Genomic DNA, 17080 nt, shown 5'->3' with positions numbered 1-17080 from the left:
GTCGCCGTCGAGAACGACGAGTTCAATCAGGCTGAGACCGCCGGCGGCTACGCCAAGGAGATGTCGGACGACTACAAGCGCCAGCAGGCAGCCCNGGTGGTGACCACGGCCAACGGTGTGAAGATCGTCGGCCATGCCAACTACGCCAGCCGCATCGCCGAGAGCGCGTCGCTCCTGTACGCCAAGAACCTGCTGGCGCTGCTGACGTCGCTGCACGGGAAAGATTCCGGCGTCACCGTCAACTGGGACGACGAGATCGTCAAGGCCATCGCGCTGACCCGCGACGGCGCCATCGTGCATCCTGCCTTCGCGGACGCCCGCGAAGCGCAACCCGCGTGAGGAGGCGGATCCCATGGAACACCCGGATCCCGCAAGCAACATCGCCGCGTTCCGCCAGACCCTGGCGGCCCTGACCAATCAGGTCGATGCCCTGGCCGTGCAGGTGGCGCAGCTGTCGCCGGTCCCTGTCACCGAGGCCGCCAGCCATGGCAGCTTTTTCGTCACCGGCCTGACGGTGCTCGTTCTGGCCTGCTTCGTCGGCTACTACGTCGTCTGGCGCGTCACCCCGGCCCTGCATTCGCCGCTGATGGCCGTCACCAACGCCGTGTCGTCGGTCATCATCGTCGGTGCGCTGGTCGCCGCCGGACCSGCCGGTTTCGGCTTCTCCAAGGTCCTCGGCTTTCTCGCCGTCATCCTGGCGTCCGTCAACATCTTCGGCGGCTTCCTCGTGACCCAGCGCATGCTCTCCATGTTCAAGAAGAAGGGCAAGTAAGACCATGGAAACCTTGTCSGCCCTTCTCTACCTCGTCGCCTCCATCTGCTTCATCATGGCGCTGCGCGGGCTCTCCAGCCCGGAGACCTCGCGYCAGGGCAACATCTACGGCATGGTCGGCATGACCATCGCCATCCTGACCACGCTGGCCTCGCCCATCGTCCAGTCCTAYTGGATGATCGTGCTCGGCATCGCCATCGGCGGCGCCATCGGCTATGTGGTGGCCAAGAAGATCGAGATGACGGCGCTGCCGCAGCTGGTCGCCGCCTTCCACTCGCTGGTCGGYCTCGCCGCSGTSTTCGTSGCGCTCGCCGCCTTCTACTCGCCGGAGGCCTAYGGCATCGGCGTCCGCGGCGCCATCGCCAAGGGCTCGCTGATCGAAATGGCGCTGGGCACCGCGGTCGGTGCGATCACCTTCACCGGCTCCATCGTCGCCTTYGCCAAGCTCCAGGGTCTSGTCACCGGCAAGCCGCTGGTCTTCCCGATGCAGCATCCGCTGAACGCGGCGCTYGGCGTGCTGACCGTCMTCCTGATCGGCTGGCTGGTGCAGTCGAACGCCGATGCYGCGATGTGGCTGATCGTCRTCGTGGCGCTGGCGCTGGGCTTCCTGCTGATCCTGCCGATCGGYGGCGCCGACATGCCGGTGGTCATCTCGATGCTGAACAGCTAYTCGGGCTGGGCGGCCTGCGGCATCGGCTTCACSCTGCAGAACAACCTGCTGATCATCACCGGTGCGCTGGTGGGMTCCTCGGGCGCCATCCTGTCCTACATCATGTGCAAGGGCATGAACCGCTCGATCTTCAACGTCATCCTCGGCGGCTTCGGCGGCGAGAGTGCCGCGGCCGGCGGTCCCGCCAAGGGTCCGCAGGGCTCGGTCAAGGCCGGCTCGGCGGAGGATGCCGCCTACATCATGAAGAACGCCCAGTCGGTCATCATCGTCCCCGGCTATGGCATGGCGGTGGCCCAGGCCCAGCATGCGCTCCGCGAGATGGCCGATGTGCTGAAGCATGAGGGCGTGGACGTGAAGTACGCCATCCACCCGGTGGCGGGCCGCATGCCCGGTCACATGAACGTGCTGCTGGCCGAAGCCAACGTGCCGTACGACGAGGTGTTCGAGCTGGAGGACATCAACCGCGACTTCGGCACGGCGGATGTCGCCTTCGTCATCGGCGCCAACGACGTGACCAACCCGGCGGCCAAGACCGATCCGACCTCGCCCATCTACGGCATGCCGATCCTGGATGTGGAAAAGGCCAAGACGGTGTTCTTCATCAAGCGCGGCATGGCCGCCGGCTATGCCGGTGTCGAGAACGAGCTGTTCTTCCGCCCCAACACCATGATGCTGTTCGGCGACGCCAAGAAGGTCACCGAAGAGGTCGTCAAGGCGATGGAAGCCTGACCGGTACATCAAGCGGTTGACCGAACCGGGCGCGGGAGGCGAGGCTTCCCGCGCCCGTTTCTTTTGGGCTCAAAGACCATAAAAAAGGATGTGGAACCGATGGCCGCCTACATCATCGCCGACGTGCGCGTGACCGATCCGGTCGCCTATGAGGTCTACAAGTCGCTGACCCCCGACGCGATTGCCAGGAATGGCGGACGCTTCCTCAGCCGTGGCGGCGAGACGGCGGTGCTGGAAGGCGACTGGCAGCCCAACCGCATCGTCATCCTCGAATTCCCGGACGTGGCGGCCGCCAAGGCCTTCTACGACAGCCCGGAATACCGCAAGGCCCGCGAGGCCCGGCGCGACGCCGCCGATTTCAAGATGATCGTGGTGGAGGGCCTGTGACGTCCCGGCTGTAACGCCCAGCCTGGATCGACCGGGGGCACAGTTACCAAGCGTTACACAGGACCGTCCGCGGGACACATCGCCGCAACACGGCACCGTTAACGCTTACCGTCACCGAAAGCCGGCGGTCTGCCTTCCGCCGGCTCCCCACAGTGACGGAAACCCGACCATGGATGACGACGATCTCTCCGACCCGCTCGATTCGCACATCACGCTCTGGACGCGCATCGCCATGGCGATCCTGATGGTGGGAGTCTCGCTCTGCGGTGTGTCGCTCTACCTGCTGACCGAGACCTGAAGCCGAACCGCCAGTGCCGCGCCGAACCCACATTTTCCGCGGTTCCAGGCGGTTTCGGTCCAAGGATAACACGGAGATAACGTGTTAAATCGCCAATTCCCTTTTCCTGTTATGTGAAAATCCCTCTTCTCCATTCGGGCAACCGTGCTAAATAGCGTCGGAACCTTAGCCGAGGACGATCCGATGCTCCGCTTGACTCGCCGCTCCACCCTTGCCGCCCTGGTCGCCCTCGCGTCGGCTGCCGCATCGACCGCTGCCGTCATGCCGGGCACCGCGCACGCCGCCGACCCGGTGAAGCTGGAAATCGGCTACATTCCCATTCTGGCGGCATCGCCGCTGTTCATCGTCGATGGGCAGGGCTGGGCCAAGGATGCCGGGATCGCGCTGAAGCTGACCCGTTTCGAATCCGGCCCGCACGCCATCCAGGCGATGGCCGCCGGCCAGATCGACCTGCTCTATGCCGGTGTCGCTCCCGTGCTGGTCGCCCGGACCAAGGGCGCCGAAATCTCGGTCATCGCCAATTCGGCGGTGGAGGAGATGGTGGTCGCCGCCCGCGGTCCCTTCGCCAAGGCGGTGGGAACCACCCCGACCGCGGAGTCCTTCAAGAAATTCGTCGCCGACACCGGCCGTAAGCCGAAGATCGGCACCCAGCCGCCGGGCTCGGTTCCCGACACCGTGCTGAAGCACTGGCTGTTCAAGGTGGTGAAGGTCGATCCGGCCGATGTCGAGCTGGTGCCGATGGGCATTGAGAAGACGCAGCAGGCCCTGCTGGCCGGCGCGCTCGACGCCGCCACCATCCGCGAGCCGACGGTGACCGTCACCCAGCAGATGGACCCGAACGTCGTGCTGCTCGCCACCGGCGCCCAGATGTTCCCGGACCAGCCCGGCACCGTGGTTTCCGCCCGCGCCGAGGTGTTGAAGAAGAACCCCGATGCCATCAAGGCGCTGGTCAAGGCCCACATCCGCGCGGTCGACCTGATCGTCAAGGACCCGGCCGGTTCCGCCAAGATCGTGAACAACTATCTCGGCAAGGGCCTGATGGAGCCGGCGACGCTGGAAGCCGCTTTCAAGGGGCCAGGGTCGAAGTTCGTCGCCGATCCGCACAAGGTCGTCCCGGCGGTCGAGCAGATGATGGCCTACACCAAGGAGATCGGCTCGGCGTCCGAGACGGTTCCGGTGGCCGAGGCCTTCGATTTCAGCTTCTACGACGCTGCCGTCAAGTAAGGCGGCCGTGCGAGGGACATCGACAAGCCGATGACAAGCCGATGAAGACCTATAACAAGATCGCCCTGTCGGCGCTGGGCGTCATCGTCTTCCTGCTGGCGTGGGAAGCGGTGGCGCGCAGCGGCGTGGTGCCGGCCCGGCTGCTGCCGTCGCCGAGCGCGGTGCCCGCCGCCTTCCTGACCGAGTTCAAGAGCGGAATCTGGCAGGCGATGGTGCTGGCCAGCCTGTCGCACTATCTGGTCGGGCTGTCGCTGGGCACCTTCCTCGGCGTGTCGTTCGGCACGGCCGCCGCGCTGTGGGGCAAGTGGGACGCCTTCCAGGCCTGGGTCGTGCGCATGCTGCGCCCGATCCCGGCCATCGCCTGGATCCCCTTCGCCATCATCTGGTTTGGCGTCAGCGAGGGGGCGGCGTCCTTCCTGATCGCGCTGACGGTGTTCTGGATCAACTACTACGCCAGCTATGCCGCGGTGCGTGGGGTGGACAAGGACCTGATCGAGCTTGGCTATGCCTTCGGCCAGGGCGGACTGATCCCGCGCCTGTTCAAGATCATCCTGCCGGGTGCCCTTCCGGGCATCCTGTCCGGCCTGCGCGCCGGGCTGGGGCAGGGCTGGATGACCGTGGTCGCCGCCGAGCTGTTCGGCATCTCCGGCCTCGGCATGCGGATGATGGAGGCGTCGGGCCTGCTGGCGACCCACATCGTCGTGCTCTACATGGTCACCATCGCGCTGCTCTACGGCGTGTCGGATTTCCTGTTCATGCAAGTCCAGTCGCGGGTGCTCTCATGGCAGCGGTGACCCTTTCCAAGACCGCAACCGCATCGGTCATCGACCTCGAGGACGTGTCCATCGGCTACGGCAAGGACGCGCCGCCGGTGCTGGTCGATGTCAACCTGTCGGTCGAGCGCGGCAGCTTCGTCGCCATCGTCGGCCCGTCCGGCGTCGGCAAGTCGACCCTGCTGCGCGTTGTCGCCGGGCTGCACACCGCGCGCAGCGGCGGCGTCACCATCCACCAGGACCAGCGCCCCGGCCATCGCCCGGTGGGTCTGGTGTTCCAGGACGCCCGTCTGCTGCCCTGGCGCCGGGTGATCCGCAATGTGGAGTTCGGGCTGGAGGGGCTGCCGGTCAGCCGCGACGAGCGGCGCCACCGGGCGGAAGCCGCGCTGAAGCTCGTGCGGCTCGACGGCTATGCCCGCCGCTGGCCCTACGAGCTGTCGGGCGGCCAGCGCCAGCGCATCGGCATCGCCCGCGCCATGGCGGTCGACCCGGACATCCTGCTGATGGACGAGCCCTTTGGCGCGCTCGACGCCATCACCCGCCACAATCTCCAGGACGAGCTTCGCCGCATCCACCAGGAGACGGGCAAGACGGTTCTGTTCGTCACCCACGATCTGGAAGAGGCGGTCCATCTGGCCGACCGCATCATCGTGCTGGGCGGCACCCCGGCCCGCGTGGTGCGCGACGTGCGCAACAGTGCCGGCCGGGATGGGGCGGTGTTCCGCGATCAGGTGGAGCAGCTGCGCTCCGAGATCGCGGACAATTACAGCATCTGACGGGGTGGGGGCTTACCCCACCTCCATCATCAGGCTGGTCGGATAGCCGGCGTCCTTCATCCTGGCGATCAGCGCATCGACATGGGTCTGGTTGCGGGTTTCCAGCACGACGTCCACTTCCGCCATCTTGACCGGCACGTTGTGGAACAGGCGCTGGTGGTGGACCTCGACGATGTTGGCGCCGGCCTCGCCCAGCAGGCGGGTGACGCGGGCGAGCGCGCCGGGAGCGTCGGTGATGCCGATGCGCAGGCGGACGATGCGGCCCTCATAGACCAGCCCCCGCATCAGCACCTGCGCCATGATGCGGGAGTCGATGTTGCCGCCCGACAGCACGATGCCGACCTTGCGGCCGCGGTAGCGCTGCGGATCTTCCAGAACCGCGGCCAGCGCCGCCGCCCCGGCCCCCTCGGCGACCAGCTTCTGCACGGTGGCGAGGCGATAGACCGCTTCCTCCAGCCGGGCCTCTCCCACCTCCACCACGTCGTCGACCAGGGCGCGGATGATCGGCAGGGTCAGGGCGCCAGGTGCCTTCACGGCAATGCCTTCCGCCACCGTGGCACCGCCGCAGGTGATCGGCTGGCCGGCCAGCGCCTGACGCACCGCCGGGTAGAGGCTGCACTGCACCCCGACGATCTCCAGATCCGGCCGCAGCGCCTTGGCCGCTGTCGCCATGCCGGAGATCAGCCCGCCGCCGCCGATGGGCACCACCAGCACGTCGAGGTCCGGCACGTCCTCCAGCAGCTCCAGCGCTGCGGTGCCCTGGCCGGCGGCGACCAGCGGGTCGTCATAGGGATGGACGAAGGTCAGCCCGTCGCGCGCCGCCAGCTCATGGGCGAAGGCGGCGGCCTCGCTCAGCGTCTCGCCATGCAGTTCGACGGTGGCGCCCAGATTCTCGGTCCGCTCCACCTTGGTGAAGGGGGTGAAGGCCGGCATGACGATGGTCGAGCGGATGCCGAGCCGCGTGGCGTGGCAGGCCACCGCCTGGGCGTGGTTGCCGGCGGACATGGCGATGACGCCGGCGCGGCGCTCCGCCTCGCCCAGCGACAGCAGCTTGTTCAGCGCGCCGCGCTCCTTGAAGGAACTGGTGGCATGCTGGTTTTCCAGCTTCACATGCATCCGGCAACCCGCCATGTCCCCCAGGCGGGGAGCCGGAACCGTGGGCGTTCGGGGCAGGTGTCCCGCGATGCGCGCCGCCGCGGCGCGCACGTCCTCCAGCGTTATGGTCATTTCGTGTTTGTCCCGGTATTGCGTGGTGTGAGTGTCAGCACCTCCGCCCCTGCCGAGACCAGCGTGCCACGGTCGCCGGCCATACGCAACGAACCGCCATCGCGCCACAGGGTGACGAGATCGCCCCAATGGTGGGACCAGATGTTGCCGGACTGGCCGGTGGCGATCACAAACCGGGAATTGTCGAGATCGGCCAGATCGTAGACCGCGCGGAACCCGGCGCCCTGGACATGGCGGAACGGATTTCCGGGGTCGCGGATGGTGGTCGATCCGCGGTTGACGGTGAAGAAATCGCCGTCGGTCTCCACCGACAGGTCGGCCTTGCCGCCGATCAGCGGCACGCGGCTCAGCATGCGGTGGACCAGCGCGACGGTGTGGTCGTCGCCCCAGCGCCAGCTCTTCATGCTGGAGCCGTGACGCTCGGCCAGCGCCTTGACCGCCGTTTCGAGAGACCGTCCGATCACGTCGGCGCAGCTTTCCTTCTGCGGCGTGGTGACGTCGTCGCACCACTCCGGCCGGTTGTTCAGGACATTGCGCAACGCCTCCGGCCGCAGATCCCAGTAGGAGGCGAAATCGGCGCCCAGCTCGTCGGCGAAGACGGCGCGGACCAGTTCCCGAAGCCACATGTCGAAGATCAGCGGTTCCGGCCGGTTGCGGTCGATCCGGCCGTCCCAGCCACGGAGCAGGGCCGCCGCGTCGCTGGCGAGGCCGGGCGGCGTCGGGTATTTCAGCAGGTCCGGCAGGAAGTCGCGGGCGGGCAGGGAGACGATGTCCATCTGCTGGCGCGCCACATCCTCGACCGAATGGCGCCCGTTGCCCAGCATCTCGACGATGCGCTTGGCGCGCGAGGGATCCGGCCATTCGGTGGCGAGGCGATAGGGATAGTCGCGCCCGACCACCGCGTTGTTGGCGTTGACGAACTGCCCGGTCGGCGGATTCACCGACTGCGGCAGGGCGTAATAAGGCAGGAAGCCGGTCCAGTCATACTCGCCGGTCCAGCCGGGAACCGGCACGCGGCCATCGCCCTTGCGGCGGATCGGCACCCGGCCGGGGGTGATGAAGCCGACCTCTCCGCTCACATCGGCATAGACGACGTTCTGCTGCGGGGCGACATGCAGGCGCAGCGCGTCGCGCACGCCCTCCGCCGATCCGGCATGATTCAGGCGGTAGAGAGCCTCCGCGCTGGTGTCGTCGTCGGCAAGGCCGGGGAAGGACAGCGCGAGCACCGGACCGGGTGCCTTGCCGTCGATGGACGGGGCGTCCAGATCGGAGATGACGGGGCCATGCCGCGTGGTTCGGACGGTCAGCGTCTGCGACGCCTCGCCGGCGATGCCGATGGTCTCGGCACGCGTTTCGAAGGGCTGGCTGCCGTCGGGGGTCAGGTAGCGCGCAGCATCCTGCGGGTCGGGTTTCTCGACGAACAGATCCTGGGTGTCGCTGTGGGTGGTGGTGAAGCCCCAGGCGACCTTGCCGTTGTGGCCCAGGATGGTCAGCGGCACGCCCGGCACGGTGGCGCCGGTGACGGTGAAGTCCGGCGTGACGATGCGGGCGAGATACCAGAGGATCGGCGCTTCCAGACCCAGATGCGGATCGTTGGCGAGGATCGGCTTGCCGGTCGTGGTGCGGGCGCCGGTCAGGACCCATTCGTTCGACGCGGTGTCGAAACCCATCTGCGGCAGGGCCGCCAGGGTGCGGCGCACCGTTTCCCGCAAATCCATGCCGCGCAGGTCGCTCGCCAGCGTGGTGGGGGAACCGGGGCCGTCGGGGGGGAACAGGTCGTCGACCTGTTGCGGCGACAGCCGTTCCAGAACGCGGGAGCGGAACAGCTCGTCGCGGTAGTTGGCCGACAGTTGCAGCGCCATCAGCTTGGCCCAGACCAGACTGTCGGCGACGGTCCAGGGCTCCGGGGTGTGACGCAGAAGCTGGAATTCGACCGGCAACCCCTCCGACCGGGTGGCGAGATAGGCGTTCACGCCCTCGGCATAGGCTTCGAAGGCGGTGCGGGCGTCGGGCGACAGGGTGGCGGCCATTGCCTCCGCCGCGCGGCGGACGCCCAGCGTGCGCATGAGCCGGTCGGTGCGGAGCGCGAAGTCGCCGTATTTGGTACCGATCAACTCGGCCAGCCGGCCGGCGCCGGCCCGGCGCATCGTCTCCATCTGCCACAGGCGGTCCTGGGCGTGGGCATAGCCCAGCGCGCGGTAGGCGTCGCGTTCGGTCGCGGCGAAGATATGGACCACACCCTGCTTGTCCCGCACGACCTCGGCCGGCGCGCCGTTGCCGGGAATGGCGACCGTGCCGCTGGTCTGCGGCTGTTGAGCCCGCATCCACACATAGGTGCCGAGCAGACCGGCCGGCGGCAGCAGCACAAGCACACCGGCGACGGCCGCGACCTTGCCCCAGCGTCCCCGCGGCAGGCGCAGGCGTGGGCGCCGGGAGGTGCGAGGGGGCGGCACCGGTTGCGGCTGCACGCCGTAGGGCGGCGCCGGCTGCTGCTGGGGATAGGGCTGGCCGGGCGGCGGAGCACCCATGGGATGGGCCGCGGGGGGGTAGGTTCTCGGCGGATAAGCGTTTGGGGGTGGATAGACCGGCTGTTGCGGCGCCTGCGGGTAAGGGGCGCCTGGATAGGGCGCGCCCGGATACTGGACCGGCTGCTGAGTCTGGTGGGGCGGCGGCGGATAGCCGTCGTAGGGCGGAGCGGCAGGCGGGGCAACGGGCGGGGCCGGGCGGGACAGCGCACGCGCCAGGGCGGCGCGGAGTTGGAAAGCGCAGGTCTCGCCGGCGCGGATCAGGGAACGGCGCAGCATCACGGTCCGTGGGAGAGAAGGGGGCGGCGACGGGCGGGGGCCGCCGGGAGGCTCGGTCGGGCGGCGGATGCTAGTCTTCCGGCCGCCGGCCCGTCCAGGGTTGCTTCGGTGGAGTCGGGCGCTTTTTCGCGCCCCTGCCGCCGGTTCGGGTGGAAGATCTGCCGCCTTATGCAGCGGTGGTCAGGATCTCGCGCAGCATCGGGGCGGAGACGGGCTTGTGGATCAGCCGGTGGCCGCTGCGCTGGACCTCGGCGATGCGGGCGGGGTCGGTGTCGCCGGTCAGCACCACGGCGGGAACGCGCACGCCGCAGACGCCGTAGATGTCGCGGATCGCTTCCACCCCCGTCCGTCCTTCGCGCAGGCGATAGTCGGCGACGATCATCGCCGGCTGCCGGCCGAGATTCAGCAGCGAGGCGATGGCCTCGTCGGCGGACACCGCGGCGACCACCTCGTAGCCCCATTCCTCCAGCATCGCCCGCATGCTCAGCAGGATGATGGTGTCGTCGTCGACGACCACGATCAGCCCCTTGGCATCCGGCAGTTCGGCGGGGACGCGCACCGGCTTGGGGATCGGGCGCGGAACCGCCGTCGGCACATCGAGGAAGAAGCCGCTGCCGCGTCCCGGCACGGATTGCACCGTCACCCCATGGTCCAGCAGCCCGGCCAGCCGGCGCACGATGGCGAGCCCCAGCCCAAGTCCCTTGCGGCGGTCGCGCTCCGGATTGGCGAGCTGGGTGAACTCCTGGAAGATATCCTGGAACTTGTCGGCGGGGATGCCGATGCCCTGATCCAGAACCACCAGCCGCAACGCGCCGGCACGGTGCCGGCAGCCGATCAGGATGTCGCCGCGCTCGGTGTAGCGGATTGCGTTCTCGATCAGGTTGCGCAGGATGCGTTCCAGCAGGGCGGGATCGCTGCGGGTCCAGGCGGACGTCGGGACATGGCGCAGCGTCAGGCCCGACTCGGCGGCGCGAATGCGGTATTCCTCCGTCAGACGCTCCAGCAGGGGGCCGAGCGCGAAGTCGGTGACGCTCGGCTTCACCACCCCGGCATCGAGGCGGGAGACATCCAGCAGGCTGTCCAGCATCACCCGCAGCCCGTTCAGCGAATCGGTCATGCTGGCCAGCAGGGGAGCGGCCGGATGATCCTCCAGCTTGTCCGACAGGGCGTGGGCGAAGAAGAAGAGCGATTGCAGCGGCTGGCGCAGGTCGTGGCTGGCGGCGGCCAGGAACTTGGTCTTGGCGCGGTCGGCGCGCTGGGCATCGTCGCGGGCCTGCAAGGCCTCGACCTTCGCAGCCTCCGCCTCGTCGCGGGCGCGCAGGATCGCTTCCTCCGACGCCCTGCGGGCGGTGATATCGCGCATAATGCCGGTGTACATGCGGCGCTTGCCGACATGCCATTCGCCCACCGACAGGTCGAGCGGGAAGGTGGAACCGTCCTTGCGCAGACCGTCCACCTCGCGGCCGATCCCGACGATCCGCCGCTCGCCCGTCCGGTGGTAGCGGTCGAGATACCCGTCATGGGCGCTGCGGTAGGGCTCCGGCATCAGCATGTTGATGTTGCGCCCGATGACCTCCTCGGCCCGGTAGCCGAAGGTCTTCTCCGCCGCGTAGTTGAAGGACTCCACGATGCCCCGGTCGTCGATCAGGACGATGGGGTCCACCGCGGTATCGACGATGGCACGGTATCGCGCTTCCTGCTCCGCCGACCGCTCCGCCTGCTGCCGGCGGTCGAGCATCGATGACAGCATCGCCAGCGACAGCAGAAGCAGCGTCCCCATCCCGGTCATGATCGCCAGCAGAGAAGAGGACAGCGCGATGCCCTGGCCGGAGTGGGACGCCGCATGGGAAAGGACGGTCGGGTTGGCGTCCGCGCCTCCAATGGCGGTGCTCAGCTCCGTTATCGGCTCCATCCCGGCGGCGGCCATGCCGGTGTAGTGCATCGTCACCACCCCCAGCCCCAGCAGCACGGCGCCGGAGGCGCGTTGCAGTGGGCGGCTGGTCCGGAAGGCCAGCCACAACGCCGCGGTCGAGGCGGCGATGGCGACGATCACCGAAACAGCGACCAGAACCACGTCATAGGACAGGTCCATGTCCATGCGCATTCCCGCCATTCCCACATAATGCATGCTGACGATGCCGAGCCCTGTCAGGGTGCCCGCAATCGGCAATTTAAAATAGTTGTTATGGCGGTTTCGCGCTACCGCAAACAGGCCGGCTCCCGAAACGCCGACGGCCAGCACGAAGGACAACGCAGTCAGCCCGGCGTCATAGCCGATGGGCATGTCGCTGCGGTAGGCGAGCATGCCGATGAAATGCATTGACCAAATTCCGGCACCGAGCGCCAGCGCCGCACCGGCCAATCGCCGTTTGTCGCCCGGACCGCTTCCGGTCGCCTTCCGGAGGTCCGACACGAGGGATTGGCCTGCCGTGCCACTGCGGGAGTGATGGGCAAGATCCAGCGCCACATAACCGCCGAACACGGCGATCACATAGGATAATGCGACGAGGAGGGGGTCGTAATGGCCGGGCACGGTCGCTTTGGCTGTTGTGTGGGATCGTTCGGGGAGGGAGCGGACTCGATTGTGCGTTTACGGAAACAATTTGGCTGAAGGTGCCAGCCCCTTCCCACGAACGAAAGGCTCGCCTTCGTGGTAGAAGGGACCTAGGACCTCCGGCGGAATATTTCCAATGAACAGCACTCCCCCTCCCGGGGCGCAGAACCGTCCCGCCTCCCCCGAACCGCCGCCGCCGCGCCGACTGCTGTCCCGCCTGTTGCGTCCGGTCGCGACACTGTTCGCGGTCGCGTATTTCCTGCTGGACGCATTGGCCTATTGGGTGGTGCGTCCGGTCGCCCGCCGGATCGCGCGGCTGCCGCTGTTCGCGCGATTCGGGCAATGGGTGGCGGGGCTTGGACCTTATCCGTCGCTGGTCCTCGTGCTTGTGCCTTTGGCCCTGCTGGAGCCGGCGAAGCCGGTCGGCGCCTGGCTGTTCGCGACAGGCCGCCCCATAGCCGGCGCCGGCGTGATCATCGGGGCGGAGTTGGTCAAGATCACGCTGGTGGAGCGGCTGTTCCACATCGCCAAGCCGAAGCTGCTGACCATCGGCTGGTTCGCCTGGGGTTATGTGCGGGTGACGGCCTGGCTCGCCTGGCTGAAGGAAACCGCTCCCGTCCGCGCCGCACGCGGACTGCTGATCGCGGTCCGTCAGTTCGCGCGCCGGGTCGGCCGGCGCCTGTCCTTGATGGTGCGGCGGGCGGGGCGGGGGTGAGCGGTCACCCCAGCACGGCCAGCACCAGCGCCCCGGCGATCAGCAGCACGCAGGCGCGGCGGTAGAGCGCCAGTGCCCGGCCGATGTCGTCCGGCGTGGCGGCGGTGCGTCCCGCGCCGAGCCAGACATCCTCGATCCGGGTGTTTCCATAGACCCGCGGGCCGCCCAGCCGCAGGTCGAGCGCACCGGCCATCGCCGCCTCCGGCCAGCCGGCGTTGGGGGAACGGTGGCGGTGGGCGTCCTGCCTCACCGACGCCCAGGCCTGCCGCGCATCCGACCCTCCCGTCATCCAGGCGGCACCCACCAGCAGAAGGGCGGTCAGGCGCGATCCCGGCAGGTTGACCAGATCGTCCAGCCGTGCCGCTGCCCAGCCGAAGGCTTCGTGACGCGGGGTGCGGTGGCCGATCATGCTGTCCGCCGTATTGATCGCCTTGTAGAGCGCCAGACCCGGCCACCCGCCCACCAGCAGCCAGAAGGCCGGCGCCACCACCCCGTCGGAAAAATTCTCGGCAAGGCTCTCGATGGCGGCACGGGCGACGGCGGGTTCGTCCAGAGTGGCCGGGTTGCGGCCGACGATCATCGACACCGCCTTGCGCGCGCCCTCCAGCCCGGCGGTGCGGAAGCCCTTGGCGACCGCCGCCACATGGTCGTGCAGGCTGCGCTGGGCCAGCAGGGTGGACGCCAGCGCCGCCTCGACCAGCCAGCCGAAGGGCAGGAGCCGGCAGGCCCAGGCCACCGCTACCGCGACTCCGCCTACCGTCAGCAGAAGCACCAGCACGGCCAGGACGCCGAACGCCTTGCGGCGGTCGAAGCCGTCGGTCTCACGGTTGAGTGCGCCGTCCAACTGGGCGATAAGCGCTCCGATCCATACGACCGGGTGACGGATGCGGGCGTAGAGTGGATCGGGATAGCCGACCGCCGCCTCGATGATCAGCGCGGTGGCGAGCAGGAAGGGATGCAGCGGCACGGCAGGGACGTTCCAGGATTGGGGCGGCCCGCTGGCCGCGCGACGGGGAAATGAGGAGCGCGATCATGGCCGAAGACAGCCCGGCGACCAAGCCGCACATGGCGGACCCGCTTGGAGCGGACCTGCCTGTGGCGGACCCGCGGGGGCAGGGTGAGGCGACCGGCGGCGCCCTTCTGCACGGCGGCGACCTGGACGGTGCCCGTGCCGCCTTTCCCGGTGCGCCGCTGCCGTGGGTCGATCTGTCCACCGGCATCAACCCTTGGTCCTATCCGCTGCCGCCGGTGCCGCAGGACGCCTGGACCCGGCTGCCCGGCCGGGGCGAGGAGGCGGCGCTGCGCGCGGCGGCGGCCGATTGCTACGGCGTGCCATCGGCGGAGCTGGTTGCCGCGGCCTCCGGTTCGCAAGCGCTGATCCAGCTGTTGCCGCGACTGCGTGCGCCGGGCAGCGTGGCCGTGCTGGGGCCGACCTATGCCGAGCATGCCCGCTGCTGGGCGCTGGCCGGCCACGACGTGCGGATGGTGGCGGACGTGGCGGAAGCCGACGTGCTGGTCGTCGTCAACCCCAACAACCCCGATGGCCGGAGCTGGCCTGTCGCCCGGCTGCTGGAGCTTGCCGCGGCGCAGGCCGCGCGCGGCGGCTGGCTGGTGGTGGACGAAGCCTTCGCCGATATGCGGCCGGACGATAGTGCCGCTGCGCATGCCGGCCGGCCGGGGCTGGTCATCTTGCGCTCCTTCGGCAAGTTCTTCGGGCTGGCGGGGCTGCGCCTGGGCATAGCGCTCGCCCCGGCCGATCTGGCGGCGGCATTGCGCGAGGCCATCGGACCCTGGGCGGTGTCCGGTCCGGGGCTGAGCATCGCCACGGCGGCCCTCAGCGACCGCGGCTGGATCGCAGCCACGCGCAATCGCCTGACGGATGCCGCGGCGGAGTTGGACCGGCTGCTGGCGGGAGCCGGATTGCGGGTGGTTGGCGGGACGGACCTGTTCCGTCTTGTCGAGGACGGTCGGGCGCCAGCGCTCTATCGGGCACTGGGCGAAGCCGGAATCCTGGTGCGCCGGTTCGAGCACCGGCCGGATTGGCTGCGGTTCGGACTGCCGGAAGACGATGCGGCATGGCAGCGTCTTGATGACGCGCTTGTCCGGAAACAAGTTTGGGCGATGCAACCTTGTAAAATGTCCGCGTCTTGAACAATCGCCGAAAATTTTATACACTCAACCGTTCTTAGAAGTCCGGCTCTTCCAGTTCGACCTTGTCGGAAACCACCGGCGCTGCGGGGAATCAAAAGTCAATGATACACTCTCGGCCATGCCGGTTCCGGGTTGCATGGCAATGATCTCCGGCCGTGATGCGCATGACGGACGCGATGCCGCGTTGTCGATCCTTGACCGCCTTCCGGTCGGGGTTTGCGTCGTCGCGGCTTCGGGGATCATTCATCATGCGAATCCGGCGCTCCATACGCTGCTGGCCTGCGAACCGGGTGGTTTGCCGGGACGCAGCCTGTGCGAGTTCGGGCTGGACACCTGCGACGACGGCGGTCCGGCCGCCGATCCGGCGCGGGCGCACCGGGCGCTGCGGAACGACGGCACCGTCTGCCGGGTGACGGTGGAGGAGGCGCCCTGGACCTCGCTTCCGTCCGGCGCGAAGGCCGAAGGAGGGGCGGAAAGCCTGCGGCTGGTGACGGTGACGGACGTCGATGCGGTGTATCGGCAGGCCATGCTTGCGGACGAGGCTGCATCGCAGGCTGGGAGTCCGGCCACCGGCACGCTGCTGGACTATGGCGGCAATGTCCGGTACGAGGCGCCGGTCCTTGTGGCGAAGGGTGCGACCCGCTTCCCGGCCATGGGTAACTTCCGTGACGAGTCGGGCATTGCCGGTGTCAGCCGGGAATTGGATGCCCTGCATCCGAACGAGGAGCGGCTTGAAGCCATCCTCGAACAGAGCCCTATCGGCGTTTCGGTGTCCCGCCGCGACGACGGCTGCATCATTTTCGTCAACACCCGCTTCGCCGAGCTGATTGGCCTGCCGCGCGAGAAGCTGATCGGCAGCCGCGCCCGCGATTACTACCTCGACAGCCACCAGCGCCTGCGCGTGCTGGAGCGGCTGCGCGGCGGTGGCGGTGTCACCAACATGGAGGTTCAGTTCAGGCGGGCCGACGGGTCGCCCTTCTGGACCCTGTTCACGGTGAATCAGGCGGTGATCCAGGGCACGGCGGTCAATCTGGCCTGGATCTACGACTACACCGAACGCCGCAGCATGGAAGAGGCGCTGCGCGACATGGCGTCGCGCGATCCCCTGACCGGCATTTTCAACCGGCGTTCCTTCATGGACATGGCCCGCGCCCAGTTGGCCCGCGCCCATCGCTTCCACGAGCCGCTGTCGGTCTTCGTCCTCGACGTCGACCATTTCAAGCGCATCAACGACAGCTTCGGCCATGCCACCGGCGACGATGCGCTCCGCATGGTGGCGGCCGGCTGTCAGGCCATCCTGCGGGAATACGACATCCTCGGCCGGCTGGGCGGGGAGGAGTTCGTGGTGGTCCTGCCCGGTGCGACCGCCGATGAAAGCCGCGTGGTGGCCGAACGGGTGCGCCGCCATCTGGCCCGCATGCCCATCGAGGCGCCGGACGGCACCTTCCGTCTGACGGTCAGCATCGGCATCGCCGGGCTGGAGGGTGCGACCGACACGCTGGAGCGGGCAATCCATCGTGCCGACCTCGCGCTTTATCGCGCCAAGCATCTCGGCCGCAACCTTGTGGCGGTGTTCGAGCCTGGAATGTAGCCTTCCGGCTGGTTCCTGTTCCGCGCTATGCTATCCTTGATCGTGGAGACGTCTCGGTGGCCGGGCCGTCGGGTTGGCGGCTGGCAATGTGGGACGGGGCGATGGACTACACGGTGCATGACAGCGGCACCCTGCGCGAACTGGAGATGCGCGGACAAATCACCTTCGAAGCCGACACCGATTTCCGGACGATCCTCGCGGGATGGGAGAAGGCAGGCATCGCAGATTGCGTTCTCAACCTGTCTGCCATCGATTACATGGATTCCGCGGGGCTGGGGCTTCTGGTGATGGCGAACAACGCTGCCAGGCAGGCCGGCATCACCTTCCGCCTGAAGCATCCGCGCGGTCAGGTCCGTGACCTGATCGAGATTTCCGAGTTCCACACCATCATTCCCTGCGAGTTCTGACC

16 protein-coding genes are annotated in these 17080 nt (G+C 68.2%); 12 read left to right on the top strand and 4 right to left on the bottom strand.

The genetic code is table 11. The features are described 5' to 3' along the window. The first annotated feature begins 60 nt into the window (after positions 1-60). From VH569_RS27080 to VH569_RS27045, 8 genes are all read left to right on the top strand, one after another. Complete coding sequence (locus tag VH569_RS27080; protein WP_423319414.1) at positions 61-339, top strand: hypothetical protein; 279 nt, start codon at positions 61-63, stop codon at positions 337-339. Between the two features lie 13 nt (positions 340-352). Next, positions 353-772: an NAD(P) transhydrogenase subunit alpha gene (locus VH569_RS27075; protein WP_042704241.1), complete on the top strand. Its 420-nt coding sequence runs from the start codon at positions 353-355 to the stop codon at positions 770-772. Positions 773-776: 4 nt separating this feature from the next. Next, complete coding sequence (locus tag VH569_RS27070) at positions 777-2171, top strand: NAD(P)(+) transhydrogenase (Re/Si-specific) subunit beta (protein ID WP_423319410.1); 1395 nt, start codon at positions 777-779, stop codon at positions 2169-2171. Positions 2172-2270: 99 nt separating this feature from the next. Beyond that, complete coding sequence (locus VH569_RS27065; protein ID WP_423319408.1) at positions 2271-2558, top strand: DUF1330 domain-containing protein; 288 nt, start codon at positions 2271-2273, stop codon at positions 2556-2558. Between the two features lie 169 nt (positions 2559-2727). Beyond that, positions 2728-2856 carry a hypothetical protein gene (locus VH569_RS27060; RefSeq protein WP_282187234.1) on the top strand — a complete coding sequence of 43 codons (129 nt, stop codon included), beginning with the start codon at positions 2728-2730 and terminating at the stop codon, positions 2854-2856. Between the two features lie 183 nt (positions 2857-3039). After that, positions 3040-4080, top strand: coding sequence for an ABC transporter substrate-binding protein (locus tag VH569_RS27055; RefSeq protein ID WP_423319407.1), 1041 nt, complete (start codon positions 3040-3042; stop codon positions 4078-4080). A 41-nt stretch (positions 4081-4121) separates the two neighbouring features. Further along, positions 4122-4874, top strand: coding sequence for an ABC transporter permease (locus VH569_RS27050; protein ID WP_423319406.1), 753 nt, complete (start codon positions 4122-4124; stop codon positions 4872-4874). Next, positions 4862-5629, top strand: a complete 768-nt coding sequence (locus tag VH569_RS27045) for an ABC transporter ATP-binding protein (protein WP_423319404.1) — start codon at positions 4862-4864, stop codon at positions 5627-5629. The genes VH569_RS27050 and VH569_RS27045 overlap by 13 nt, the downstream gene beginning before the upstream one ends. Positions 5630-5641: 12 nt before the next feature. Here the strand turns inward: VH569_RS27045 and VH569_RS27040 are convergent, their stop codons facing one another. The 3 genes from VH569_RS27040 to VH569_RS27030 form a co-directional block, all read right to left on the bottom strand. Beyond that, positions 5642-6856, bottom strand: a complete 1215-nt coding sequence (locus VH569_RS27040) for a threonine ammonia-lyase (RefSeq protein ID WP_423319403.1) — start codon at positions 6854-6856, stop codon at positions 5642-5644. Beyond that, entirely contained in the window at positions 6853-9660 is a 2808-nt protein-coding gene (locus tag VH569_RS27035) for a penicillin acylase family protein (RefSeq protein ID WP_423319401.1), read from the bottom strand. Before VH569_RS27035 ends, VH569_RS27040 begins: the two co-directional genes overlap by 4 nt. Positions 9661-9826: 166 nt before the next feature. Next, on the bottom strand, positions 9827-12142 hold the full coding sequence (locus tag VH569_RS27030) for an MHYT domain-containing protein (protein ID WP_423319412.1): 2316 nt from the start codon (positions 12140-12142) through the stop codon (positions 9827-9829). Between the two features lie 208 nt (positions 12143-12350). Here VH569_RS27030 and VH569_RS27025 point away from each other — a divergent pair, with 208 nt between their 5' ends. Next, positions 12351-12929 (top strand): hypothetical protein, encoded by a 579-nt coding sequence (locus VH569_RS27025; RefSeq protein WP_423319399.1) that lies wholly within the window; start codon positions 12351-12353, stop codon positions 12927-12929. 4 nt (positions 12930-12933) lie between these two features. Here VH569_RS27025 and cbiB read toward each other — a convergent pair whose 3' ends face one another. Next, positions 12934-13896, bottom strand: coding sequence for an adenosylcobinamide-phosphate synthase CbiB (gene cbiB, locus VH569_RS27020; protein ID WP_423319397.1), 963 nt, complete (start codon positions 13894-13896; stop codon positions 12934-12936). Positions 13897-13961: 65 nt separating this feature from the next. Here cbiB and cobD point away from each other — a divergent pair, with 65 nt between their 5' ends. The 3 genes from cobD to VH569_RS27005 all read left to right on the top strand — a co-directional run bounded on the left by cobD (position 13962) and on the right by VH569_RS27005 (position 17078). Beyond that, positions 13962-15080, top strand: coding sequence for a threonine-phosphate decarboxylase CobD (gene cobD / locus VH569_RS27015; RefSeq protein WP_423319395.1), 1119 nt, complete (start codon positions 13962-13964; stop codon positions 15078-15080). Positions 15081-15216: 136 nt separating this feature from the next. Next, the gene (locus VH569_RS27010) at positions 15217-16671 is read left to right on the top strand and encodes a sensor domain-containing diguanylate cyclase (protein WP_423319392.1); all 1455 of its coding nucleotides are present in this window, start codon (positions 15217-15219) and stop codon (positions 16669-16671) included. 56 nt (positions 16672-16727) lie between these two features. Beyond that, the gene (locus VH569_RS27005) at positions 16728-17078 is read left to right on the top strand and encodes an STAS domain-containing protein (protein ID WP_423319390.1); all 351 of its coding nucleotides are present in this window, start codon (positions 16728-16730) and stop codon (positions 17076-17078) included. The last annotated feature ends 2 nt before the right edge of the window (positions 17079-17080 follow it).

This window comes from Azospirillum sp. 11R-A (assembly GCF_049472615.1).
Classification (GTDB): domain Bacteria; phylum Pseudomonadota; class Alphaproteobacteria; order Azospirillales; family Azospirillaceae; genus Azospirillum; species Azospirillum palustre.
This window is presented reverse-complemented; position numbering and strand designations above follow the sequence as displayed.